Genomic DNA, 23,107 nt, shown 5'->3' with positions numbered 1-23,107 from the left:
GGGTATGGGGGACTGGCACAAAGATTAGCTGACAACAGGTAAAGTTCCTGAAAAACCTCTTTGTGTCGAAATAGCTCATAGTCCCCAATCCCAACTTCTACTAAACTGGTGTTCTAGAATGCAAAGGTAGTACGAAGTGCGCCTACAATTGCTGTGTCATTAGCACTAAAGCCTTCGGGACTGAAGATGAAATACACGCCAGGGGTAATGGAGATATTGTCACTGACGCGATAGTTATAAAACGTTTCTAGATGGTAGGGAGTCGTGTCTTCTGGACGAGAAGCACTTCCCGCTACAGATTGTCGGTAAAGCGGCTGTCCAAAAATGACGGCGGCGGTGTTTCCTTCATGGAATATATCTCGAAAATGCAACCCAGCCGACCAGCTACTAAAGGTTGTAGAAGCATCTACATTCAAGAGATGAGCAAAAAGCAACGCACCTGATAGTGACAAAGATGTTTTCGGCGCAAACCGCCACGTTACCGTTGCACCAACAGAATTTACATTGATTGGCTCATCAAGAGTTGCTAGTGTAGCGTCACCACCAACTCTGGCCAGTTGTGCTGCATTGGGAGTAAATCGAATAGAAGCAATATCAGCGCTACCCAAGCCTGTACCTAGAATGTTAATTGTGTGATAGCTGTGTGCATAGTTGATGCCAATATCAAGAGTTGAGATTGGTTTAAGAGTCAGTTGTGCAGCGATCGCTTGTGTACCATTAAAGAAACCTCCTCCTAAAGGTGTGTTCAAAAGACCACGATCTTCTGGTATCGAAGCTGAACCACTTCCATAGATAACTCCGAGTCCCACTTGTTTTGAAGGATTCCACAAGAAACCAGCACCCGCTAATAAACCTGTACCAGAAGTTCCGCCTGTAATTCTGACGGCGGCGTTATAACCTGCAAATCGAGAGATTGCACCTTGACTATCGCTAGCATAAGGAGTGATGGCAGGAAAAACATCTGTAATCTCTGCATTTGTGCCACCAAAAACAACGAATTTCTGAGACAACGGTAAGACATAAGCTAGCTTGTAAAGACTAACTGAATTTGCTCCGCCGTCAGGTTGTAGTGTCTGGGGGTTAAAACCAGGAAATTGAGGTTCAAAGCTTAACTTGGTTGAACCTGCGCCAAGAAGACTTGAATTCGGCAGTAATTGGCCTTGGATGGTTCCTCTGTCATAAAACGAACCGCTCGATCTGAAGTTGTAAGCTTGGAGTCCAACAATCAACAAATCACTGCCGTTAAAGCTGCTGGTAAGATTGAGCCTGACGCGATTATTGAAGGCTAATTTAGCATCTTGGCTACCTGGTTCTCCACCTGTAGCTGTGGATAAAGAGAAAATCGCTTCGCCATTAAGTTTAGTTGTGGTAGAAAACTGTTGCTTCTCTAAGGTAGCTGTGCGAGTTTCTAAGGCATCTACTCGACCACGCAATGTTGCAAGTTCAGATGCAAATTCTTCTTGGAGTTTTTGGAGAGTAGTTAAATCTTCTTTTTTAACTAAATCATTAGTGCTAGTAGCAATCAGTTCGTTGATTCTATCTAAGCAAGCATTCAATCCAGCAGCAAATTCATAACGGCTTAAGGCACGATTCCCTTTATAAGTACTGTCAGGATATCCCACAATGCAACCGTAACGCTCCACTACAGATTGCAGCGCAAGAAAAGCCCAATCTGTTGTCTTGACATCAGATAATTGAGATACAGATGTTACTTGAGCGATCGCATTAGATTCTAGAGAATTAGAATTAGTTGAAAAGATACTCCTGTTATCTTTATCTGCGCTTTCAAAATTGTTTACAGTATTGTCAGCAAGGAGTTGAGCATTTGCAGGTGATGCACCCAGCGAAATGAAAGCAGTAAGTAAGCACAACAAACTTACTCTTATAGCATATATTAATTGGTAGTTATTCACACTTATTTCTCACACACGAAAAAAACATCACTGTCTGTTGCAAGTAATGTATTACCCACAAGCTAAAATTAACTTGCTAAAGCAAGCTCTCAATAATTCAATACTCTTTTCGTTATAAGTTTGCCGATTAAATATGCGAATTCATAGCGGATCAAATGACTTTGTATAGAATTCACATAGCAATAAATAAGCCAATACATCGACAAAGAGTATTTGCAGCTTCCATCAAAGCAGAAATTGTAATTTTAACAATTAGTTAGCCATGAGTAAGAAGTTTATTCTTTGCAAAAATAATTTTTGAATCATTTAAACTACTCAAAGTTTATAGATATACTATACTTTTGATAAGTATCACTCTATGATATTTCTTTTACAAAAATCAACATTCTTAAAGTTTTTATATCTATGCGAATACAATTAAATGATATTTTTTTATATAATCCTGTTTTCCGATAACATTAAAGTATATAAACTAACTTTTCGTAAAATTTAGAATTAGTTTGATGAAATCAGGGATGTCAAAGAAGTAGGTGATTAGAGCGAACAATTGATTTGCGATCGCAATTTATAAGATACTCAGCAATCTTAGATCGCAATATTAGGTATAGGGGATTGGCACAAAGATTAGCTGACAACGGGTAAAGTTCTTAAAAAACGTCAAAACAATAGCATTGTCAGCCGGAACAATGGCATTGTTAGCCAAAACAATCGTATTGTCAGCCGAAACAATGCCATTGTTAGCTGAAACAATCGTATTGTTAGGCAAAACAATGCCATTGTCAGCCGGAACAATGGCATTGTAAGTCAAAACAATAAGATTGCAACTCTAAAAGACTTGTGTGTACACCCTAGGCCTGCGGGGAGGGGATTAAGGGGTGGGGTGCAATGACTGTGGAAATCGTAACTAATTATCCGAACTTGATATTACAAATTAGTTAATAATAGCTGCCAGATTTCCGATGCTCTAAAGCAGTGACACCATCATTTTCCAACACTTCACCGCGATCGATGACGGCATAAATTAACCATCTATCGCCACATTCAAGCTGATTTTGCACTGTACATTCTAAATAGGCTAACGCCTCATTCAAAATCAAACAACCATTATCAGCAGTTTTTGTGGAAAGATTTGCAAAGGGATTATCGCCTAAAGTGCTATGACGAGAAAAATAACGTCGGACATTTCTTCCTTCTTTGAGGATATTCAACACAAATTTATCGCCAGGATGATGCATTAACTCTGCATTCTGCTCGTTAGCGATCGCAATCATAATTCCTGGGGGGTTAAAAGTTGCCTGCGATACCCAAGAAGTTAAAACCCCTTTGTGGGTTTCTTCATCACGAGTTGTCACAACACACAGAGAACCAACGATCCGCCCCACCGCTTGTTCGGTACGATCTACATGGGTTTCTGTCACAACTTGGCGAGAACTACGCAGCTTTTTAGTTTTCTTCAAGTTTTGAGCAAAAAAAGCACCTGCTTCTTCACACTGCTGAAGAATCTCAGGAGTAGGGCTGAAACGCACCCGAATTGTTTCAAACCCTAATTGATAATTAGCATCTTTGAGCTTGCTTTCGATTAAATCTATTGCTTCTCCACTCCAACCGTAAGAACCAAACACTCCTGCTAACTTAGTTTTAGCCGCCACCGAGAGAACTATTCCTAAAGCTGTTTGAATTTGAGTTGGTGCATGGCCGCCTAATGTGGGTGAACCGATAATCAAACCATCGCAAGTTTCGATAATGCGGTTAATCTCGGCAGAATCAGCTAATTCACAGTTGATTGATTCTACATTTACGCCATTTTTAATTAAACCTTGTGCGATCGCATTTGCCATAATTGCTGTATTTCCATAAGCAGAAGCATAAAGCAAAGCGACACTCAATTCTTGAGATTTTTGTCCTTGACACCATTGACGGTAATCATAAGTAAAACGGCTGAGGCTATAACGGACAACTGGCCCGTGTCCTGGGGCATAACATCTGGCTCCCAAAACCGACAATTTATCTAAAGCAACTTCAACTTGCTTGGCTTGGGGCGCATGGAGACATTCAAAATAATAACGACGTTCCGCATCTAATCCTTTCCAATCTTCATCAAATAAAGGATCTTCGCAAATATGAGCGCCGAAAAGTTTGTCTGTGTAGAGAATTTTCGTTGCTGAATCATAAGTACAAAGCCCATCCACCCAACGGGGAGTTGGTACGGTGACAAATGATAGAAGATGTCCTTGTCCTAAATCTAGAGTATCCCCCGATCGCACCGCTTGAATAGGTGATTCAAATTCGGGAAAAGCGGTTTTGAGAGCATTGGCGGCGGGGCGAGAACAAATTAGAGTAGCTTGAGGAACCAGAGAGAGCAATGCTTGTAAAGTTGCTCTGCGGTTGGGGTTGACATGACTGAGAACAATGTAATCTAGGGTAATGAAATCTAGACGTTGTGCTAGTTGCTCAAGGTAAATTTCGGTAAAAGATTCGCCGGGAGGGTCAATTAAAGCCTTTTTATCAGCTTGAATCAGATAAGAATTTGCTGTAGTTCCCCGTTGGCGGGAATACTCCACCTCAAATTTTAATCTGTCCCAAGTCCGCGATCGCAAAATCAGAGTATTTTTACCAATTTCAGCAACTTGGACATCTCTACTATGGTTGGGCGTTAATGTTGCAACAGACATAATCTTTTAATTGGGAATTGGGAATTGGGTACAAGAGGCAGAGGGGCAGGGAGCAGGGAGCAGGGGGGGAAGAGGTTTATTCTCTCCCTTGCCCCCTGCCCCCCGCTCCCCTGCTTCCTATTAATGACCATTGGTTTGTGTTAATTCAGACTTAACTCGGCTTCTATAGCGTTTAGATACTTCTTGTTCTGGGTCGATACCTTCAAAGGTCGGGGGTAGCCAAACTCGGAGAAATAATAGTACTCCCAGGACTAATAAAAAGGCACAGGTCGCTAGAATTTGACTCCAATTAGTTTCTAGAACACCTTTAACAATGACTTCTCGCAAGGCAGAAACAATGGAAACTTCAACAGCTACGCCAATAGATACTCGATGTTCCTGTAGGTAAATAATCAGTAGTCGAAATAACTCAACTAAGATAAGTAAAAAGAGAATATCGGCAGTAACAGCATGAAAATCTAGAGGTGGAAGTAAGGAGAGAAACATATCTCTCACCTGAAGCACCATGAAGCTAAATAAACCAATACACAGAGAAATTACAATTACATCTTGAATAAATTCCAAGGTTCGTACAACACGCCCCCGATTGATTTCATACATTGTAATCGGAGTATTATCAACAGATTTATACATAGTTTTCTGTAAGGTTGTAGAGACGCGATTCATCGCGTCTATGTGGGGTAGGGAGCAGCACTTCTCTACGAGACGCTGCGCGAACGGCTACGCTCAGTGACCGAGGAGCAGGGGAGCTTAATGACAAATGACCAATGACAAATGACAAATGACTATTTAGTAATGATTGCCAATTTTGCGGTGATGAGCGGCGGTAAGTGCATTTAACTTGGCAACTCTTCCAGTTTGGACTGTGCTATAAATTACCCAATGATCTCCACAATCCATGCGGCTAGTGATTTCACATTCCATGTAAGCTAGAGCTTCAGCTAAAACAGGTGATTCATTTTTAGCCGGATATGTTTTCACTCCAGCAAAACGGTCTGCACCAGGAGCAAAACGTTTGAGGAAATGTTTCATTAATCCTTGATATTTGCCCTCTTCTAAAACATTTAGAACAAAGCGATCGCCAACGTGCATTAAAGATTCAATTGCTCGGTCTTTGGATACTGCGATCGCAACTCCTAAAGGCTCAAGACTTGCTTGTGTCACCCAAGAAGCCAACATCGCACTCTGAATTTCTCCTTTTTTGGCAGTGATGATGTATAATCCTGTGCTAATCCGCCCTAAAGCTTTCTCTAACTCAGTATTGATAGATTTGATCTGTTTGATGGTGCGATCGCGGTTCAACCATTGACCTAAATCTGTCCCCGCTTCATCACAAAGTTGTTCCGTTGCTTGAGTAGGAATTTCCTTAACTAAAATAGGAGGAAAAGCTTCAGTTAATCCCAGTTCTTGAAACTTATTACGTAAAGGATAAATTGGTTCATCTTCTCCACCTCCAGACTCTAATAAACCAATTGCCTGTTTTTTGTGGACAGCAGCTAAAATAGTGCTTAATGCAGCTTGAATCATCACTGAAGATTGAGGTGGCATTGCAATTACTAAACCAGAAGATTGTGCCACTAATTCTCGAACTTCTTGAGGCTCAGAACTATTGAGAGGAACTAATTCTACCGCCGCACCTGTTTTCGCGCATCCATGAGCTATGGTACGGACTAACTGCTCGCTATAACCGTAATCTTCAACATAAAATAGAGCTACTAAAGTCTCTGTTTTTGCTTGCTCTAAACTCCAGGTTTGATACCGTCCAAGCCATTCGGAGATATTATTTTGTAATAAAGGGCCATGTCCTGTAGCAACTGTTGTTATTTCTAACTTTTCAATTCGCTTTAAAGCTGCCAAAACAGATCGAGCATTGGGGCCCATCAGACAATCATAATAATATTGAAAGTCTTCCTCAAGTAAGGTGAGATTTTCATCATAAGTGTGGTCATCACAGTAGTGCATCCCAAACACATCGCAGGTGTAAAGAGTGCTAGTTTTGCGATCGTAAGTAAAGATTGTGTCAGGCCAGTGTAAGTTTGGTGCAGAGATAAATTCTAATTCGTGTCCATTGCCTAAATCTAATCGTTCTCCACTTTTCACCTGCATTGATTTAAAAGGCTGGTGAACCATATTTTCTAAAAATTGAATAGCTACCTTAGCCGCAACAATAGTAATGGAAGGAGCTAATTGCAAAATATTTTTCACTAAGCCACTATGGTCTGGTTCTGTGTGGCTAATAATTAAGTAATCTATTTTAGTTGGATCAATTAATCCCACCACTATCTCAAGATATAATTCCTCAAACTTGCGGTGAGATGTGTCAACTAAGGCAACCTTTTCTCCCTGAATTAAGAAAGAATTATAAGTCGTACCATTCCGTAGACCAAACTCGACATCAAAACGTTCTCTATCCCAGTCTAGACAACGAATAGCAGTTGTTTGAGGAGCAATTTCAACAGTTTCAACTGTCAAACGTCCTGGGTTGGGAGTAACTTGAGTGGGCTGTATGAGTGCGACCATTTGTTTTCTCCAAAAAGATTGTTATATGAAGCGAGCTTGATGTTTCTTATATTTACCTGAAACACTCAATTAGTAAAATGCCAATTTCTAAAGCTAATCATCAGAAAGTTTTATTCATCATTTAGATTGGTTTACCATTGAATTACTCAATGTTTATCATCAATAATGAATTTGAGAAAATGTAAATACTAAGTTATAATGTTTATGTATGTCGTTAATATTTTTTCCTCCTGCCATACAAAAAATCAACAGCGAAATTGCCCTTCACGCTGGTGTCGATATGTATGTGCTACGGCTGGATTTGATGCACCCGTGGGTTAACGGCAACAAGTGGTTCAAGCTAAAATACAACCTTTTGGAAGCCAAAGAGAAACATTTCACCACGCTGCTTACTTTTGGTGGCGCTTATTCCAATCACATCTATGCAACTGCGGCGGCTGGTAATCTTTTCGGTTTTCATACCATTGGTGTAATTCGTGGAGAGGAGACGTTACCACTAAATCCGACGCTGAGTTTTGCTGTCCAACAGGGCATGCAGCTTGTATACCTGAACCGCGAAATGTATCGACAGCGAAACACAGCAGCGTTACAGAAATATCTGCAACAACGCTTTGGTGAGGTGTTTATCATTCCCGAAGGCGGGAGTAATTTAAATGGTGTGCGCGGCTGTACAGAGATAATTGGTGATGCGATGCTTAAAGCTGGCTCCGCCTACGCATTTAATCGTGTATGCGTAGCTTGCGGTACAGCTACCACACTAGCGGGGATTTCGCTTTCGTTGTATGAAGGACAAAGAGCGATCGCTTTTCCCGTTCTAAAAAATGGGTTATTTCTCGCACAAGAAATCGAAAGTTTATTGACAAATTACCTTGCGTCTGGTTTACCTACACCATCTAATCCCGCTTCTTGGGAATTAGTGTGCGATTATCACTTTGGCGGCTATGCAAAGTTAAACAACGAATTGCTGCTGTTTAGCCAACAATTCAGGGAGGAATATGGCATACCTCTTGATTACGTATATACCGCTAAAATGTTTTATGGAGTGATAGATTTACTAAAGCAGGGATTTTTTAGTAAAGGCGATTCGTTGCTGTTGGTACACACAGGAGGCTTGCAAGGCAACATCGGTATGGAAGAACGATACTTGCAACAATAAAAAACATATCACACCCTTACAAACAAAAAAACTTTATCAGTTTCGTATACAAGTTTGAATGTAGAGCTATTTTTAAGTTGATATATTAAATCAGGAATAAACTCAGATTTATTATTTATTAAATCTAGAAGTATGTATTTAAAAATCTCATCATACTTTTCCGAAGGACGATCTTTACTAAGTAGCTTGATGGTTTGACGTTTAGCTAAATGAGGAGCAATATTTGCTGTAGTCAAAACACTTTCCTTAGTTTTAACTAGACTAACAGCATTATATAAAGAAGAAATATTAGATAAATTTGATAAATAACGTGTTATAAAAAAATCATACTTAGCTAATGCCAAGAAAGAAATAATCGCAGAAATTATTAAAATTTTAGGTTTCAACCAATACCTCTTATTCTGTTGTTGATATTCTTTTATAGAATATATTAACCATACAATCACAAAAGGGAAAATAGGTAATGAGTAATGATGAGCTAAATCTCTTTGTGATGAATAATCAGAAATAATATTTAATAACAGCATAGGTAAAGCAGGTATTAAAAATAATATTTGCTTCCAATGTAATCCAATAATTACTGGTACTAAAAGGAGAAAATAATAAAAGAATGCTTCAGGAGACAAAAACTTGCCTAAAATTAAATTAGGATTACTAAAAATATTAATGATTATTTCCTTTGGAGAACTACCAAGAGAAGCATAAAACACAACTCCCCCAGCTTGCCCACCTCTCAAAAAAGGTGTTAAATAACCAATAGTAAAAATATACCAAGATAACCCTATTAGAATACAAGCTAAACCATAAGCTTTTCGATGTTCTAATAAAAGCCAAATCCCAAAAGCTATTACGGTTAAACTTAAGCTATCCTTACAAATTAAAACTAAACCAATAGCAAAAAATAATTGATAAGTACATTTCTCTATTGCTGCCCACATTGCCCACAATAATGCAGGAACTGCTATACTTTCTGGACGAAAATCAGTAAAAAAATTACTATTAAATAAAGCGGGATAAAGCAAATAAGACAAACTTATTGCTCTTGAATAAGGCATAGATAATCCTGCTTGTAGGCTTAATAAATAAGTAGGTAAACATCCAGAAGCTAAACCAAGAGCTTGAACTAAAAATAACCAGTATTCACTAGGATGTATTTTATATAGTAGGCTGATTGGATACAATATAAAAGCTGCATGATCGCCTACAACATGAAATCCAAAAAAAGAAGATATTGGGGGTAAATTCTGACTTATCAAATATACCCATTGGTCAAAAAGAGCTAAGTCAAGAGCGTTAGATTTAAATAAAAGATGTCTTAAACTACTAGAAATAAATAATATTAAAGTTCCAATAATAACCAAATAGCTAATATAACCAACCTTTCTTTGCATATTAATAACTAATAAATAATCAATTTATTAGTCTAATATAGAAGCACCAGCCAGTACAATATGTTTATATAGCTTAATAAAAAAGGTTTGTTAGAGAATGGTTCAAAAAAATTATCAGTAATTTTAAGAAACAAACTCTGAAATAAATTTTTATTTCACTTTGTCGCTATGCCAATAATATGAGGACTAATAATCGGCATTTTTGCTTCAAATTGCTCATAATGAATATTAGTAAAACCAGCATTTTCTAAAGCAATCAAAGTTTCTCTATCTGGATGACAAACATCATCTATAACTTTCCAACCAGGATTAATTTTGCTTTGTATTTTTCGCAATAAAGTCCCTTTAGGTACGGCGATATTTTCAATAAATAAGAAGCGTCCACCGGGTTTAAGTACTCTTAAAACGGCTTGTAATGTATAGTCTATATTCGGCACTGAACACAAAACTAGATTACTAACAACAGTATCTATACTGTTATCTTCAGCATCTAACCATTCAGCATTGCCAATTCGGAGATCGATGTTTAAACCTAGTTTTTCTACTTGTTTTTGAAGATAGGAATGCGTATGTGGCTTTGGCTGGATTCCTGTCTGGTAAATATCTTTAGGATAGTAGGGTACGGTAGGGCCGGTTCCTGGGACGATTTCTAACACTGTACCTTGGAGATTTGCAAAAAGAGAAAGTTTGCGTAGGCTTAGGTCGTCGTAGACATCGCTCACAACTTTATCATACGTGCTGCTACTTTGAGCCATCATCCAGGCAAAGAAACGTTTACCGAAGTTAGCAGCAGTTTTACTTTGTGAATCTCCAATAATTTGGTTTACAGTCATCATCCATTTCCTAATTTCTAAAGCTATAAATTGGTGTGCCAAGCAACATTTCCTTATAGCCTTAAGATACGTTAGTTTGTGTTTATTCTACCTCACCCACTTGATTCACCTGATTGGGTGATTTTGATGAAGATGCACAGATAGATACTTACGGCAAGCTCCTACAGAAAGAGTACAAAGATAAAATTAAAATTTGTTTATATGTCTTTTTACGTTAAGTTTTTTCAGATTTGTTCAGTTTTAGCTTTTCTGCTAACCAGGTAAATAATATAATACCGCACAAGTCAGCCCCTAAATCAACTAAATCAAAGCTGCGATAAGGTACAAACAGTTGAATTATTTCATCAACTATACAAAAAAATATCACAATCAATGGTGCTAGCGGCAAAAAAATATTGAATATTTGAATCTTACGTTTATTTAATGCCAAATGGCTCAAGTAAGCAGCAATTCCTAGCAATAGGAAATGCAAGATTGTATCGTAATATGGGAATTGTGAGATTTCCACGGGGATAATTCTCAGGTAGGCTGCCATAGAAATGGACATCAAAATTCCAAAGTAAACCCAAAATGCAAAAACCCAGCGCTGATTATATTTCATTTTCATGATCTTACAAGGTATTTACAATTAATTCCAAGATAACAAATAGCGTTCCGCAATTGGGAACGCTATTTGTTTCATGATTTTTGTTAAGATAATATGAATTAAAATTGAAAAATGCTAATTCTGAAAATCAGGCATGGAGATTTGCTTGTTCCTGCAACCAAGGATCAACAGGTTGTCCATCTTTGCGGCGTAATTCAATTTCCACTACCATCACTTCTTTTGAACCAGGAGGCGCAGGTTTTTTATGGAAAAAAATATCATAATCTTCTGGATTATGTTTGCGTTCTTTCAACCATTCTTGCACCTTGGTTGTGGCAAAAAATGATTGCCCTTGCTCAAACATTCGAGTAATTTGCAATTGCAGTGTATAAGGATTTAGTCTACCCATTTTCTACCGCCTTCGTTAAGTAAATTTTAGAACAAGGAATCTGCTTACCTTAGATAATCTAATGTTAGTGCGAAGTACGTACATTAGCCCTATCCCTGAGCGATATTTGATTTTAATCAGGTTAGAGATGGGATACTAACGAATCACCAATATTATATATAACTTATTATTCCCCATTCCCCATTCCCCATTTTGCTATTTCCCTGGCTGACACAATTGCTGCACTTTTTGAGGAAGTTGCCGACACACTTGTTGGAATCCTTGAGGATTAATTTGCCACCAAGCAAATAATCCTAAACTTGAGCTACCCACAAGCAACGCCAACACTCCTCCCAGCGTTACTAAACGTTGACTTCGATTAGGTCTTGTAATTAAGGTTGGTGGAATTTCTGGGCTGATGAGCGGTTCCTCTGAAATAGCTAAATCTATATCCAAATTTAGATCCAAATCTAGCAAAGGTTGCGAACTTTCTGTGAAGGAAATTAATTCTTCTTGTTCTTCTTGTTCTTCTTGTTCTTCTTGTTCTTCTTGTTCCTCTTGTTCCTCTTGTTCCTCTTGTTCCTCTTGTATTTCTGCTTCTATAATCTCTTCTGGCAACGCCGGAGTCACAGGTACTAAGTATTCTGAGGAGACACGGCAATAAGTGAGAACAACTGATGTATTATCACGCCCATTTTTTTCATTTGCTAAGTTAATCCAGTTTTTGACAGCATCTTCAACTGTCATCTGACCTGTTAACACGGGTATTGCATAATCCTGCCAATATTGTTCGACCCTGTTATTATCACTTAAACCATCAGAACATAGTAGCAATATGCCGTCTTCTTCGACAATAAATCGCTGAACCTTAAGACGCAAAGATTCTGAATTTCTTGTCCCCAATGCTTGAGTTAAGGCAGTAGCATCTGTTCTTCTCAATGCTTTTCGATACAAGCTTTTAGCAAGCCGGACTTCCCGCGTTGCTACATCATCATCTACTGTAAGTAGCTGACAATAGTTGCGAGTAATCCAATAGGCACGGCTATCGCCAACATTCGCCAAGTAAAGTTCGTGAGTATTATTTGATTGCCACCCTGTACTTGTGTGTACTCGTTGTGGGACTTGCAACGCCATAACAATGGTTGTAGCCATCCGTTCTTTACCTTGGCGTTTCTGTTCGTTATTGCGGGCACAAATCACATTATTTACTACCCGCAAGCTTGCTTCTAATTGTTCTTGCAACAATTCTGGTGATACAAGTACAGTTTGTTCTGTTACCTCCGCTAGTAAGGCGCGAATTTGCAATTTTACAGACTGCACTGCCAACTTACTCGCAACCTCGCCACCTTCGTGTCCACCAATACCATCGCAAACAATCGACAAGCGATTTAATAAAGGTTCATCTAAATCAGTCAAAGTATTTGGGTAGCAAGCATCTTCATTTTGCGCCATGATTGGGCCAATATCTGTAGAGCCTGCCACTTTCAAAAGTAATGACAATTCTGCCGCAGATGCTAGCAATAAACCATTGATTTGAGTAGCAATATCATCAAACTCAACTTCAGTTTCACACATTTCCTGGACTATGTTCTGTAATCCTTTAGCTACTGATGTCTTTGCAGTAGCTACCCAAAACTGCCAACACTCTCCCAGATTTTGTAAACTCAGCGTCTTATCTTTTGGTGTTTGGTAGAGTTCCAGCAGTCGGACACACCAACCTTGGACTCTCAAATTGTCTTCTACCAGTAAACTGCGGCTAAGTCCTAATTCTGATAAAGGTTTCCAAAGTTGGAGAATTTGCCACAGCCAATAAACTTGTCGTACCGCCGTTGCTTGTTCCCATGCCTCAACAATAGTTGGATAAATATTTCCTGTCTCATCTATCGGCACATTTTCTAATAAAAGGATATCATTTGTCTCTTCTTCACCATGACTAGCAAATCCATAAGCCTGGGGTAGATGTAATCTTTCTTGAAATAACCGTAGATAAGGAATTACTTCCTTTGGTAATTCTTCAGGGACATCTGGCGGCAGTCCTGGTTGAGTATCCAGCCAAATTTGGTGGGTAATTACCTCATACCTGTCTGCTACCTTTGTACCTGGTGGGATTTGGGCAGACGATGAGCCAGTAGCCCAAATATAACGGTGAACTAAAGGAGTTTGACAACTAGCACAAACACGATCTCCCATCGGATTAATGGGATTATGACAGTTTGGATTTATACAATAAATTGTCAGTTGAGTAGAAATCATAAAAGTATAAATTTAAAAAACCAATCAACTCATGAATTTCGATTACATTTAGCTGGCAATGACTCGAAGGCTAGAATAGACTGGATTCGTGTACCGCTAGCTACATTTAGTTACTGAAATTAATCAAAATTATTGGTAAAAGTACCAACTTTTGTTTTCTGTAAATAACTTACGTCTGGCTGTATCTAATCGTAGAAATGCATTTACGTCAATGTAAAGTCTAGGATGGCGCTATGCCAAGTTTTACCTTAATCTGGCTTCTGGCAGGAGCAGTTCTGTGTTTAATGGAACTGTTTTTACCATCGGCGTTTGTCGCCTTCATGATGGGAATTAGTGCTTTCGTGGTGGCGCTGCTGTCTGGAGTGGGTTTGGGAAATGTATGGTTGCAAGTTGTAGTTTGGTTATTACTTTCCACATTCTTAATCGTGCTTTCTCGTCGGTTTTTGCAACCACGACGACGCAAATCGAAAATTCAGGATGCTGTCATAGGTGAAACCTTAACAGAAATTCTACCTGGGAAAACAGGGCGGGTGTTGTATGAGGGAAATTCCTGGCAAGCACGATGTGACGATGACAAATTTACCGTAGCACCCCATCAAAGAGTTTATGTGGTTAGGAGAGAGGGTACTACTTTGATTGTGATACCAGAAAATTTGTTGAATTCTTAGTTATTGGGAATTGGGAATTGCCTTTATTTCCCACATCTCACTCTCTTTGAAATTTAATACTTTAAAATCAGGAGATTTACAATGGAACAGTTTCTTTTACTAGTATTTTTAGCCCTTGGTGGTTCTGCTGTCGCGGGATCGGTAAAAGTCATTAATCAGGGTAATGAAGCTTTGGTGGAAAGATTGGGTAGCTATAACAAAAAGCTGGAACCAGGAATGAATTTTTTAATTCCTTTTTTGGATAAAATCGTTTACAGAGAAACCATTCGAGAAAAAGTCTTAGATATTCCTCCCCAAAAATGCATCACCCGCGACAACGTTGGGATTGAGGTGGATGCAGTGTTTTACTGGCGCATTGTGGATATGGAAAAAGCCTGGTATAAGGTAGAAAATCTCCAGTCGGCAATGGTGAATATGGTGTTGACTCAAATTCGCTCCGAAATGGGGCAATTGGAGTTGGATCAAACCTTTACTGCGCGTTCCCAAATCAATGAACTGCTGTTAAGGGATTTGGACATTGCTACAGATCCTTGGGGTGTGAAAGTGACGCGGGTAGAACTGCGGGATATTATTCCTTCGCAAGCAGTGCGAGAATCGATGGAATTACAAATGTCGGCAGAACGACGCAAACGGGCAGCAATTTTAAATTCTGAGGGCGAACGCGAAGCTGCTGTCAATAGTGCTAGAGGTAAAGCTGAGGCGCAAATATTGGATGCTGAAGCTCGTCAAAAATCGACAATTCTGCAAGCGGAAGCCGAACAAAAAGCGATCGTTTTGAAGGCTCAAGCTGAACGTCAGCAGCAAGTTTTGAAGGCGCAGGCGATCGCAGAATCAGCTGAAGTTGTTGCTCAAAAGCTCCAGACTAATCCCAATGCCAATAAAGCGGTGGAAGTTCTGTTTGCCTTGGGCTATTTGGATATGGGCGCGACAATTGGTAAAAGCGATAGCAGTAAGGTCTTATTTATAGATCCGCGTACCATTCCTGCTGCTTTTGAAGGTATGCGTTCCGTGATCTCAAATGGTCAAGTTGACTCTAACGAGTTGTTTTCTAAGCAAATACCAGGGTTAGAAAATAACCGCCCTAGTTAAGGAATAAGAATTAAATAACATACAATTTATTTCTCTGGTTTACCTCACCCTCAATCCATCTCCTTATAAAGGAAAGGGAAGCTAGAGACAAGATGAAGCTTTGTATTTTATTTAATCCATGATGTTCCTAAGCAGTAGAAACTTGAAAGGAGATGAGGGTGACAAATTTCTTTCTTGTCTCTTCATCTCTTGCTAATAACAAATGACTAATGATAATTAACCCAGAACAGGTCATCATAGAATTGGTATGATTACTGACCAGTTGCAGTAGCTTGATTTACTTGGCATTCGCTGCACAACCCAAAAAACTCTAGGGTGTGGTAAAAAACTTTAAACTTATGGCTAGATTCTAACTGGTTTTCTAAGTCATGTACGGGGCATTGATGAATCGGAATTGAGACACCGCATTGCAAGCAAGTAAGGTGATGTTTGTCTTGCTGCGCTAAACTATAGAGGGCTTCACCATTAGCCAAATTCCGCACTTGTACCATGCCTTCAAGTTTTAAGGCTTCTAAAGAGCGGTAAACTGTTGCTAAACCCATACTCTGATTTGTATTACGTAGTTCCACGTAAATATCCTGGGCTGAAATACCTTTTTTGATGGTTTTCAGTAAGTTGAAAATACGCTCTTGACTGCGGGTGCGTATAGCTCTCATAGACAATTATTTAGATATGCCACTGTAGTTGAAGCTGTTAGATGGGTTAATCGATCAATTAACTTTAACCGCTTCGTAATCTTATTTTCACTCAGTTGGAACAGAAAGTTATAGTATAGCGATCGCAGCATTCAGCAAAAGCCGTGCAAACCAAGTATCTAGCCAAAATTTTTGTTACGCTTCGTCCTTCAGTCTTAGACCCGGCTGGTGTGGCTGTACAATCCGGTCTTCAGCAACTGGGATACGATAACGTTGACCAGGTGCGGATTGGCAAGTACATTGAACTCACCATCACCACGACTGAAGAGAAGAAAGCTCGTCAAGACCTCGATCGCATTTGCGATCAAATGCTAGCAAATCCCGTAATTGAAAATTACCGCTTTGAGTTAATTGAGGTCGAAACTCAAACTGGGGTATTTTAGGGCATGGGGCATTGGGCATTGGAAAAAGTGAAAAGAGGTAGAGGGGAAAGAGATAATTTTTATTCTCCCCCTTGCTCCCAATTCCCAATTCCCAATTCCCAATTCCCAATTCCCAATTCTCAATTCCCAATTCCCAATTCCCCAATCATGAAATTTGGTGTTGTTGTTTTTCCAGGTTCTAATTGCGATCGCGATGTTGCTTATGTAACCAGAGATTTGCTCTTACAACCAACTCGCATGGTTTGGCATCAGGAAACAGACATTGCTGATTTGGATGTCGTGATTATCCCTGGTGGCTTTAGTTACGGGGATTATCTGCGTTGCGGTGCGATCGCGCGTTTTTCACCCGTGATGCAGCAGGTTGTCGAACACGCTCAAAAGGGTAAGTTTGTCATTGGTATTTGCAATGGGTTTCAGGTATTAACTGAAGCTAAACTTTTGCCAGGGATGTTAACCAGAAACCGGGATTTGCATTTTATTTGCGATCGCATCCTCTTAAAAGTTGAGCGTACCAATCTCTTATGGACGCAAGCTTATACCAATAATGAAGTTATTACTTTGCCCATTGCCCACGGAGAGGGTCGATTCTACGCTGATGGAGCCACTCTCGCAGAAATTGAAGATAACGGGCAAGTCGTGTTTCGTTATGAAGGCGAGAATCCCAACGGTTCACTGAACAACATTGCTGGGATTTGCAATCGTCAGGGCAATGTCTTGGGGATGATGCCACACCCAGAAAGGGCATCTGACACCATGCTAGGCAATAGCGATGGCTTAAGGCTGTTTCAGGGCTTAGTAGAGAAGGTAGCCGCATTAGCTTAGAGTAAATATGGGGCGACTAGGTTGAGGTTTAGCGATCGCTCTCTGAAGAAGATTATTCTACAGATGCGATCGCTCTATCACATCATGCCCACTTAAAGAGCGTCATTACGAATTACGAATTATTTCAACGCACCTCTTTAAGAGTATCAATTTGCTTGGTAAACAACTCAGTAAATAAACTAAGTACAGTCCGTTCTTCACGTACTTTTATGTTGGCACTGACGGACATACCCGATTGCAAGGTGACATTTTTACCCTTAATGACTAATGATTGCTTATCCAATGATATTTTTGCCGGAAATCTATAAAACTGATGTGTTTGGTCTGGCGGTAATGCGTCTGAGCCTATCCCAAGGACTTCCCCTTTAATATCGCCAAATTCGCTGTAAGGGAAGGAGTCAATTCTCACATCTACCTTCATGCCTTTTCGCACAAAACCGATATCTTTGTTAGTGATGAAAACTTCAGCTATATAGTTCTCCTTTGGGACAATTTGCAGCATTTTTGTAGTCGGATTCGCTACAAATCCAGGGTTTTTAGCTTGTAAATCGAAAACTGTTCCAGCTACAGGCGCACGAAGTTCTTGATATTTAACGTTTAGCTGTGTTTGAGAGATTTTACTATTGACATCTGCTAAACGCTGTTCATTATCTAGAATCACTTTCATGAATTGGCTATCGATTGTGGCAATGCGCTGTTTGTTATCAGCTATTTTATCCAAAACGCTTTTATCAGAAACAGCCACCGTATTGCTTAATTCTTGTTGTCCTTTTTCTATATCAAACTGGAGGCGTTTGGCTTCCTCACCTAGTTGAGCTACTTCCGCCGTGCGGTTTTGGACTTCTTGTTGCTGGTTGAGATACTGAAGTTGAGAAATACCACCTTCTTCTGCCAATATTTTCAGCTTCTCTAAAATACCCTGCTGAATAGCTAAACTTGCTTTACTATCTTCCAGCTTATATTTATTTTGAGCTAGTTGTTTTCTCGTTTTTTCTACTTCCAATCGCGCTGCTGATGAGCGAGAGTCTAATTCTTTTTTAGCAACTTGTAGACGTTGTTGCTCATCAATTCCTAAAGTAGAATCTCGACCAGAATTTTTTAACTGAGTCCGCAATAATTCATTTTCTGCTACTAATGCTGCCCGACTTTTCAGCAGAAAAGCAGTTTCTTGTGGCAAATTACCACGTAAATATAAAACTTCAGATCCTGTGGCGGTACTTGCGCTCATCAATCGGCGATAAATCTGATTTTCTTTAACTAATGCAACACGAATTTTATTCAAAGAATTTAATTCAGCAACAGTAGCTATAGAATCAAAAGTCAGCAACAAATCCCCTGGCTTTACTTCTTGCCCATCTTTAACATTAACTGTTTTTACCACTCCACTAACAGGAGCCTGAATTTCTTTGACTGTTCCTTGCGGCTTTAATTGACCTGTTGCTGGCACTACTTGCTCAATTTTTGCAAAATAAGCCCAAGCAATTCCAAAGCAGGCTAATGCCATAAGAGTAACCATAATTGTCCGCGACCAAATTGGAGATTGGCGCAAAACAATTGCTTGCTCAAATTCCTGACTACTTGAGTTAATTAAAGATTCTTGAGCAGCTTTCTGTTCTTTTGTAAGTACTGGCGAATCTTGCCTGAGTCCATTTTTATGATTGCCGTTGTGGTGATTCCCATTAAGTTGAGTCATAACGATTTTGGGTTTTGGATTTTAGATTTTTTGCTGGGTGGATACTCTTCTTAAGCAATAACTAACTACAAGTTAACTTCTTGTTGCTGATACAGATAATAATAATGACCTTTAGTAGACATTAATTCTTGATGGCTACCTTGTTCTATAACCCTGCTGTTATCCATCACAACAATCATGTCTGCATTACTGACGGTGTTGAGTCGATGGGTAATAAAAAATACCGTATCACCCTTAAAGGCTTTGGCTAAATTGAGACATATTTGCCGTTCCGTGGGGTAATCTAGGGCGCTAGTAGCTTCATCTAAAACTAATAATTTTGGTCGTTGTAAAACAGAACGAGCGATCGCAATTCTTTGTCGTTGTCCACCTGAAAGAGCAGAACCCCGTTCTCCCACCCGCGTGTTGTAACCGTTGGGTAAGTTCATGATAAATTCGTGGGCGCAAGCAACCTGAGCCGCTTCGATAATTTCTTCGGTTGTTGCATCGGGATTCGTCAGAGCAATATTTTCCTGAACGCTACCATCAAACAACAATGTTTCTTGGGGAACTACGCCAATTTGTCGTCGCAGTGAATAAAGTTCAACTTTGGCAATATCATAACCATCAATCAAAATTCTGCCGGACTCAGTTTCGTAAAGTCTCAACAGCAATTTCATCATCGTACTTTTACCAGATCCACTTTGTCCGACGATGCCAATAAATTTACCTGGCTCAAATTCGAGGTTGACGTTGGAAAGTTGCAGAGGCCCACTCGTCCCAAATCGAAAGGAAACATTTTCGTATTTCACTGCTCCCTTAATCGTCGGTAAGGGTATGTTGTAGCGGTCTGTTTCTCCTTCTTGTGGGGTATCGACAATATCGCTTAAACGCTCTAAAGACAAAGCTGTTTCTTGGAAGCTTTGCCAGAGTTGAGCTAAACGCAATATTGGGCTGGTGACGTAACCGGATATAATTCTAAAGGCAATTAATTCGCCTAAAGTTAATTGTTGTTGCAGTACTAAATAAGCTCCTACCCACAAAACCAGTAAGCTGCTGAGTTTGTTGAGAAAGTTACTGGTGGAGTTAGCAAGAGTAGAAGTTACAACGGTTTTAAAACCGGCAGCGACAAACCGAGCATAACGCTCTTGCCAAGAAAAGCGCGATCGCAATTCAATATTTTGCGCTTTTACGGTTTGAATTCCTGACATCACCTCCACTAAATAAGATTGAGTTTCGGCGTTGCGTTCGGCTTTACCACGTAACTGTCTACTAATGGTGGGAGAAGCAATTAAAGTGATGACCACAAAAATGGGAATTGTGCTTAAGCCTACTAGGGTGAGTTGCCAACTGTAAATCAGCATCACACCGATATACACTACCGAGAATAGAGCATCTAGCCCCACCGTTAAGGCAGTACCGGTCAAGAATTGGCGGATATTTTCTAATTCGTTGATGCGAGTAGAAAGTTCACCTACTGGTCGGCGTTCAAAATAGCGTAGTGGTAAACGTAACAAGTGGTCGATAATTTGCGACCCTAAACCCATATCGATCCGGTTAGTGGTATCGACAAATAAGTAGGTTCGTAAGGTAGTTAGTACTGCTTCAAATAGACCGACGACTAATAGTAAAACCCCCAAAATATGTAAAGTCCCAATACTATTTTGAGTGATAACTTTGTCGATAATTAACTGAACCACTAGAGGATTTGCCAACGCTGCCAACTGCACGAAAAAGGAAGCGATAAAGACCTCTATCAAAACTCGACGGTGCTTTGACAAATAGGGCAGAAACCACCGTAGACTAAAGCGTTCTTGGGGTGTTTGGTTGGTAGCAGTGAGCAGCAATACTCTAGCTTGAGGCGGAAAGTTGGTTGGATCGATATCTAATTGTTCAACTAATTGTGCCGGTTTACAGCGCACAATTCCTTTGGATGGGACACCTACAACCATCGTATTTGAATCGGCTGCGTATAAAACTGCAAAATTTTCACCATAGCGAATTAATGCTGGTGTCGGAGTGCGTGTAATTGAAGCGACTGGTATTTCTATCAACTGCGCCTTCAGTCCGATTAATTCTGCTAGATAAGCAGTAACTTGAAACGATATAGCACCCTGACGTTTGACTTGCTCAGTTAAGATGCGGCGAACCACTTCTCGACGAAACGGCATTTCTAAGTGCTTCGCAATCATTTGAAAGCAGGCGAAGGCTGTATTTAATTCTCCCTTACCGCTAAAAAATGGGTATTTTTGTTTTGACGAACTCTCTGAGGTATGGGGGGCTGTCTGGGGAACTATTTCATCTGATGCGTAAGGGATATTTAATACATCTTCATCTTGGGTATCTAATTGGGTGTTATTAACCGCCAGCACTATTTCATGGCTATCTTCTAAGATCAAATCTGACGGATGTATCCCAACCAACCGTGCGGGGTTTTGACCGACAACCTGAATCTTGTCTCTGTCATCGTGTGGTTCTAGGCGATCGCCAGGTGATAAATTTGTGACTGTACCAGCGCCACTTACAAACCAGACGCTTCCGCTATCGAGTTGGTTGAATGCAGTTTTCCCTGGTGATAAGTAATGAATTTTTGCCTGTGGTAAGGCTTTTTCTGTAAGTTCCCTAAGATTTAAGGTAGCGATCGCTTGTTGGTTCCAATAGGAACTAAGAATATCAAAAACTTCTATCAAATAACTGCGGTTCTTGCGGGCTTCGGCAAAAGCTGGATATGAAGCGAGAAAACTAAAATATGCCGATGCACTCAAGGTTAAACATATTACTTCGGTGGAAGCGATCGCCGTTTCACAAGCGACATCGCGCAGCAAACTAATTTCGCCGATAATTTCGCCAGGTTGCAACAATTTTAGAGTAATTGGCATTTGCGTCTGGGGATCGTATCCCAAGAGGCGCACTTGTCCTTCATAAATGATAGTGATGCGTTCCGGGAGACTTTCCTTACCGATAATTTTCTGACCTATACGATAGCGAAACGCTTGCAGTTGGTCTGATATATTAGCGATCGCTCCATCGGGTAAGCGATCAAACCCTTCTAGGGTGGTGATAAATTCGAGAAAAGTGTTCTTAATATAAGTCATATAAAACAAGTCAAAGTGAGTAATTAAATCGAAAATATTAGAGAGTATCTATATTTCCTAACGGCGACAGTGTTTGATTTTATGCCAGCAGTGGCAAGACTTTTCTGAAATTAAAGTATTTAAATATGTAAAATCACTGAGGGTTAATTCGTCTAATTGCAGACCTGTCTTAAATCTCACACGGTTAAGATTGTTATGCGTTTTCCAAACAAACAATAGTGAAAATAGTTTGAGGACAAGTTATCGCTAGGTTAACGCATCATAATTTATACAAATTTTAAATTAATATTTAGAATTGCAAATATGCAATATGGATACTTGTCACCAAACCAAGACACAGAAAGGCGGCTGTTAAATATAGCTTTGCATATTTTGATTTATGATAATCAACATGAAAATATCACAAATGCTTTTCTAAGTAAATACCCTAATTAAAGATTATGTAATAAAGAAAACTTTAAATTTATGAATTATTTTTGACAAATTATTGCATATAGGGATTGACAATATTAGCAATGGCGAAAGACAGCGAGCCTTGCTTGCTAAACAGCCCCATGCCCAATCTATGAAAAAATTCTTTATCACTTTTTTGGTAGGTTAATTTAATAAAAATTAACTTTAAAAGTAAAGGTGAAGATTTTTTGTCACTCTGGAGGAATCAACTATTAAATTTATGAAGTAAAGACAATAATTGCCTTCAGTAAATTCACTGGTTTAATTAAAATAGAGTTTATTTGATCATTATTCAGAAAATAACTTCATCCTGCAACCGAGATTATATACTATCTTTCACTAAGTAATTACTCGTACCTGATATAGGATTAGTATTTGGCTTTTGAACGAAATTAGGTATTGTAGAGGAGCCAGCGCGTTGTGGTGAATCCAGCGCTGTAGTGGACTGACACAGCTAAAATAGTGCAATAGATATGCCAAGGTGAGGACTCGAAAGTGGGAAGAGGTCGCCGAGATAA

General features: G+C 39.5%; 18 protein-coding genes. 5 read left to right on the top strand and 13 right to left on the bottom strand.

The annotated features are described in order from the left end of the window. Window positions 1–113: 113 nt before the first annotated feature. From RMZ41_RS21765 to RMZ41_RS21745, 5 genes are all read right to left on the bottom strand, one after another. Window positions 114–1,913, bottom strand: coding sequence for an iron uptake porin (locus RMZ41_RS21765; RefSeq protein WP_322641283.1), 1,800 nt, complete (start codon window positions 1,911–1,913; stop codon window positions 114–116). 598 nt (window positions 1,914–2,511) lie between these two features. Continuing rightward, a complete protein-coding gene (locus RMZ41_RS21760; protein ID WP_322641282.1) occupies window positions 2,512–2,721 on the bottom strand; it encodes a hypothetical protein in 210 nt (69 codons plus the stop codon). Window positions 2,722–2,848: 127 nt separating this feature from the next. Next, window positions 2,849–4,585, bottom strand: coding sequence for a diflavin flavoprotein (locus tag RMZ41_RS21755; protein WP_322641281.1), 1,737 nt, complete (start codon window positions 4,583–4,585; stop codon window positions 2,849–2,851). Window positions 4,586–4,705: 120 nt separating this feature from the next. Next, the gene (locus RMZ41_RS21750) at window positions 4,706–5,218 is read right to left on the bottom strand and encodes a phosphate-starvation-inducible PsiE family protein (protein WP_322641357.1); all 513 of its coding nucleotides are present in this window, start codon (window positions 5,216–5,218) and stop codon (window positions 4,706–4,708) included. 156 nt (window positions 5,219–5,374) lie between these two features. Further along, window positions 5,375–7,105, bottom strand: coding sequence for a diflavin flavoprotein (locus RMZ41_RS21745; protein WP_322641280.1), 1,731 nt, complete (start codon window positions 7,103–7,105; stop codon window positions 5,375–5,377). Window positions 7,106–7,313: 208 nt separating this feature from the next. On the opposite strand from RMZ41_RS21745, the gene RMZ41_RS21740 reads away from it, so the two are divergent. Continuing rightward, entirely contained in the window at window positions 7,314–8,261 is a 948-nt protein-coding gene (locus RMZ41_RS21740; protein WP_322641279.1) for a 1-aminocyclopropane-1-carboxylate deaminase/D-cysteine desulfhydrase, read from the top strand. An 8-nt stretch (window positions 8,262–8,269) separates the two neighbouring features. On the opposite strand, the gene RMZ41_RS21735 is transcribed toward RMZ41_RS21740, so the two are convergent. The 5 genes from RMZ41_RS21735 to RMZ41_RS21715 form a co-directional block, all read right to left on the bottom strand. Continuing rightward, on the bottom strand, window positions 8,270–9,652 hold the full coding sequence (locus RMZ41_RS21735) for a DUF2079 domain-containing protein (RefSeq protein WP_322641278.1): 1,383 nt from the start codon (window positions 9,650–9,652) through the stop codon (window positions 8,270–8,272). 155 nt (window positions 9,653–9,807) lie between these two features. After that, window positions 9,808–10,527, bottom strand: a complete 720-nt coding sequence (locus RMZ41_RS21730) for a class I SAM-dependent methyltransferase (RefSeq protein ID WP_322641277.1) — start codon at window positions 10,525–10,527, stop codon at window positions 9,808–9,810. 172 nt (window positions 10,528–10,699) lie between these two features. Continuing rightward, window positions 10,700–11,086 (bottom strand): VanZ family protein, encoded by a 387-nt coding sequence (locus RMZ41_RS21725; protein WP_322641276.1) that lies wholly within the window; start codon window positions 11,084–11,086, stop codon window positions 10,700–10,702. A 133-nt stretch (window positions 11,087–11,219) separates the two neighbouring features. Then, window positions 11,220–11,480 (bottom strand): hypothetical protein, encoded by a 261-nt coding sequence (locus RMZ41_RS21720; protein WP_322641275.1) that lies wholly within the window; start codon window positions 11,478–11,480, stop codon window positions 11,220–11,222. A 195-nt stretch (window positions 11,481–11,675) separates the two neighbouring features. Next, window positions 11,676–13,712 (bottom strand): protein phosphatase 2C domain-containing protein, encoded by a 2,037-nt coding sequence (locus RMZ41_RS21715; RefSeq protein ID WP_322734425.1) that lies wholly within the window; start codon window positions 13,710–13,712, stop codon window positions 11,676–11,678. Between the two features lie 233 nt (window positions 13,713–13,945). On the opposite strand from RMZ41_RS21715, the gene RMZ41_RS21710 reads away from it, so the two are divergent. Together RMZ41_RS21710 and RMZ41_RS21705 are read left to right on the top strand one after the other, a co-directional pair. Further along, window positions 13,946–14,380 carry an NfeD family protein gene (locus RMZ41_RS21710; protein WP_322641273.1) on the top strand — a complete coding sequence of 145 codons (435 nt, stop codon included), beginning with the start codon at window positions 13,946–13,948 and terminating at the stop codon, window positions 14,378–14,380. Between the two features lie 81 nt (window positions 14,381–14,461). Continuing rightward, window positions 14,462–15,469, top strand: coding sequence for an SPFH domain-containing protein (locus RMZ41_RS21705; RefSeq protein ID WP_322641272.1), 1,008 nt, complete (start codon window positions 14,462–14,464; stop codon window positions 15,467–15,469). A 251-nt stretch (window positions 15,470–15,720) separates the two neighbouring features. Here the strand turns inward: RMZ41_RS21705 and RMZ41_RS21700 are convergent, their stop codons facing one another. Further along, on the bottom strand, window positions 15,721–16,125 hold the full coding sequence (locus tag RMZ41_RS21700; RefSeq protein ID WP_322641271.1) for a Fur family transcriptional regulator: 405 nt from the start codon (window positions 16,123–16,125) through the stop codon (window positions 15,721–15,723). 143 nt (window positions 16,126–16,268) lie between these two features. Here RMZ41_RS21700 and purS point away from each other — a divergent pair, with 143 nt between their 5' ends. Both purS and purQ read left to right on the top strand, forming a co-directional pair. Then, window positions 16,269–16,547, top strand: coding sequence for a phosphoribosylformylglycinamidine synthase subunit PurS (purS, locus tag RMZ41_RS21695; RefSeq protein ID WP_322641270.1), 279 nt, complete (start codon window positions 16,269–16,271; stop codon window positions 16,545–16,547). A gap of 147 nt (window positions 16,548–16,694) precedes the next feature. Further along, on the top strand, window positions 16,695–17,369 hold the full coding sequence (gene purQ, locus RMZ41_RS21690) for a phosphoribosylformylglycinamidine synthase subunit PurQ (RefSeq protein ID WP_322641269.1): 675 nt from the start codon (window positions 16,695–16,697) through the stop codon (window positions 17,367–17,369). A 124-nt stretch (window positions 17,370–17,493) separates the two neighbouring features. Here purQ and RMZ41_RS21685 read toward each other — a convergent pair whose 3' ends face one another. After that, window positions 17,494–19,062: an HlyD family efflux transporter periplasmic adaptor subunit gene (locus tag RMZ41_RS21685; RefSeq protein WP_322641268.1), complete on the bottom strand. Its 1,569-nt coding sequence runs from the start codon at window positions 19,060–19,062 to the stop codon at window positions 17,494–17,496. A gap of 65 nt (window positions 19,063–19,127) precedes the next feature. Continuing rightward, complete coding sequence (locus RMZ41_RS21680) at window positions 19,128–22,136, bottom strand: peptidase domain-containing ABC transporter (RefSeq protein WP_322641267.1); 3,009 nt, start codon at window positions 22,134–22,136, stop codon at window positions 19,128–19,130. Window positions 22,137–23,107 lie beyond the last annotated feature (971 nt).

Origin of the sequence: Nostoc sp. DedVER02, from assembly GCF_034530675.2 — a bacterium.
In the GTDB taxonomy this organism is placed as follows: domain Bacteria; phylum Cyanobacteriota; class Cyanobacteriia; order Cyanobacteriales; family Nostocaceae; genus Nostoc.
This window is presented reverse-complemented; position numbering and strand designations above follow the sequence as displayed.

Excerpts from the sequence above, each read along its gene's own strand:
- RMZ41_RS21755 (WP_322641281.1), bottom strand. The coding sequence starts at position 4,585 with ATGTCTGTTGCAACATTAACGCCCAACCATAGTAGAGATGTCCAAGTT.
- RMZ41_RS21750 (WP_322641357.1), bottom strand. The coding sequence starts at position 5,218 with ATGTATAAATCTGTTGATAATACTCCGATTACAATGTATGAAATCAAT.
- RMZ41_RS21745 (WP_322641280.1), bottom strand. The coding sequence starts at position 7,105 with ATGGTCGCACTCATACAGCCCACTCAAGTTACTCCCAACCCAGGACGT.
- RMZ41_RS21740 (WP_322641279.1), top strand. The coding sequence starts at position 7,314 with ATGTCGTTAATATTTTTTCCTCCTGCCATACAAAAAATCAACAGCGAA.
- RMZ41_RS21735 (WP_322641278.1), bottom strand. The coding sequence starts at position 9,652 with ATGCAAAGAAAGGTTGGTTATATTAGCTATTTGGTTATTATTGGAACT.
- RMZ41_RS21725 (WP_322641276.1), bottom strand. The coding sequence starts at position 11,086 with ATGAAATATAATCAGCGCTGGGTTTTTGCATTTTGGGTTTACTTTGGA.
- RMZ41_RS21720 (WP_322641275.1), bottom strand. The coding sequence starts at position 11,480 with ATGGGTAGACTAAATCCTTATACACTGCAATTGCAAATTACTCGAATG.
- RMZ41_RS21715 (WP_322734425.1), bottom strand. The coding sequence starts at position 13,712 with ATGATTTCTACTCAACTGACAATTTATTGTATAAATCCAAACTGTCAT.
- RMZ41_RS21710 (WP_322641273.1), top strand. The coding sequence starts at position 13,946 with ATGCCAAGTTTTACCTTAATCTGGCTTCTGGCAGGAGCAGTTCTGTGT.
- RMZ41_RS21705 (WP_322641272.1), top strand. The coding sequence starts at position 14,462 with ATGGAACAGTTTCTTTTACTAGTATTTTTAGCCCTTGGTGGTTCTGCT.
- RMZ41_RS21700 (WP_322641271.1), bottom strand. The coding sequence starts at position 16,125 with ATGAGAGCTATACGCACCCGCAGTCAAGAGCGTATTTTCAACTTACTG.
- purQ (WP_322641269.1), top strand. The coding sequence starts at position 16,695 with ATGAAATTTGGTGTTGTTGTTTTTCCAGGTTCTAATTGCGATCGCGAT.
- RMZ41_RS21685 (WP_322641268.1), bottom strand. The coding sequence starts at position 19,062 with ATGACTCAACTTAATGGGAATCACCACAACGGCAATCATAAAAATGGA.
- RMZ41_RS21680 (WP_322641267.1), bottom strand. The coding sequence starts at position 22,136 with ATGACTTATATTAAGAACACTTTTCTCGAATTTATCACCACCCTAGAA.